We start from the raw sequence: 1,551 nt of genomic DNA on the forward strand, positions 1-1,551 counted from the left end.
AAGACGTTGCTGGCGCCACGCTTACGCTGGGCCGCCTTGTGCTGTCGGAGTGGATGCGCAGCATGCCCCATTCCGCGCGTCAGCGTCAATACCGCTTCGACTGGATTCTCCTCGTCGACATTGCTGATCTCCGCACCCCCTGCTGACGCGCAGTCTCCTGCCGGCCCGCTAGCCGGCCGATCGACGTCGATGCTATCAGGCAGCTTGACGAGGCTGCTGTTGGCCAACGCGGTGCGCGCGTATTCGGCCTGGAGTCCGTTGATCCCGCCTGTGGATTTCGGGCCGCCGAAAAACGCCGTGCCAGCGCGCGCTCCGTTCGGGTTCGCGGTGTTGGGCGGCGACAATGGTTTCGTCCGGTCGGCGCCGCAAAGCCAGCGACAACCAGAAGAGCGACGCCATCAATTTCCCGCTGACAACGCGAACCGAGCGACATCCATGCCCAACTACGACCGGACGTTCTGCTTGACACTGTCCATTTTTCAGCGCGACGATACAAATGCCGCGAATCAGGAGACGTCACCCTCCCCGGATCGCAAAGTCTCCGCGCGTTCGGCGCTTAGCTCGGCCTCGATCATCTGACGCGCTAGATGCCAGTACTCGTCCGCACAGCCCTCGATACTGCCATCCTCCAACCACAGCTCGTAGGCTTTGATGCGAATGCGTTCTTCCAATGTCTGCGATTTCATTCCGATCCCTCGTTTATGAATGTCGCACATCGAAGTGCGGCCAGACCCGCGACTTCGGTGGCAGCACCGCTATAAAACCAGCAGAAGAAACCTAGCGACGTGTCGGGCTCGGACGAATGTTTTTCGCTCGTCACGGCTCGACTATGCTAATTTCTTTTCCTCATTCTCGGCCGTCGTCAGAATGAGCATTGCTTCGTCTTCTGAAAAGGCGATAACGATCTGCGCTGGCTGGTCACCTATACCAAAAAGTGTGCCACATGGTGTGGCCCACCATGCTCTCACCGCATTCAGACCGTAATCACTCTTAGAACGCTTAACAAAATCGACGAATGGGCTGTTTGCGCTCGATGAATCCTGTTAACCTTTTCATTGTTTCCACGGGCGTAAGCCGCTCGACAATCGTGCGGTGCTCACGGGCATCCTCTTCGTCTTTCAGACAGGCCTGCGTTGGGATCTACTACCACGCAAGATGGGCTGCGGCAGCGGCATGAGTTGCTGGCGCCGCCCGCGTGATACCGGAAGGAGGCAGGCGTCTGGTACCAGTTGCACAAGGTGCTGCTTGCGCGGTTACGCGCAGCCGACCAAATCGTCTTCCCCGATCGGATGCGACAATCCGGAATCCCTTGTAGTCGAATTCCATGATCGTCTCCTAGTTAGATGGAGCTCCAATTTTGCGCAACACGTGGGCGAGTTGCTCGCGTCAAGTGCGTTTCGGCCGGCCGTCAACCCGTGAAACCCGTGACGATTGGCGGTCGTTGACTGACGCATGCCGGTGCGACGATCCTAACGGGAATCGACTTTGCGCCCGGCACCTTGCTTTCTTTTGCGTGATGCCACAGCGGCAGCAACGGATTGCACTCGGGAT

At 58.4% G+C, this 1,551-nt stretch carries 1 protein-coding gene and 2 pseudogenes; 1 reads left to right on the forward strand and 2 read right to left on the reverse strand.

Annotation, left to right across the window (positions count from 1 at the left end; all coding sequences use genetic code 11):
* Together BG61_RS43835 and BG61_RS38385 are read right to left on the reverse strand one after the other, a co-directional pair.
* Nucleotides 1–344 (reverse strand): annotated as a pseudogene (locus BG61_RS43835) (hypothetical protein); the annotation flags it as partial.
* A gap of 162 nt (nt 345–506) precedes the next feature.
* On the reverse strand, nt 507–686 hold the full coding sequence (locus tag BG61_RS38385; protein WP_051673112.1) for a DUF2934 domain-containing protein: 180 nt from the start codon (nt 684–686) through the stop codon (nt 507–509).
* A gap of 379 nt (nt 687–1,065) precedes the next feature.
* Here BG61_RS38385 and BG61_RS41195 point away from each other — a divergent pair.
* Nucleotides 1,066–1,274: pseudogene (locus tag BG61_RS41195) on the forward strand (transposase); the annotation flags it as partial.
* Nucleotides 1,275–1,551: the final 277 nt, after the last annotated feature.

The sequence above is a fragment of the Caballeronia glathei genome, from assembly GCF_000698595.1.
Lineage (GTDB): Bacteria > Pseudomonadota > Gammaproteobacteria > Burkholderiales > Burkholderiaceae > Caballeronia > Caballeronia glathei.

Bases quoted from the DNA above. Each gene is read 5' to 3' on its own strand.
- BG61_RS38385 (WP_051673112.1), bottom strand. From the start codon at position 686: ATGAAATCGCAGACATTGGAAGAACGCATTCGCATCAAAGCCTACGAG.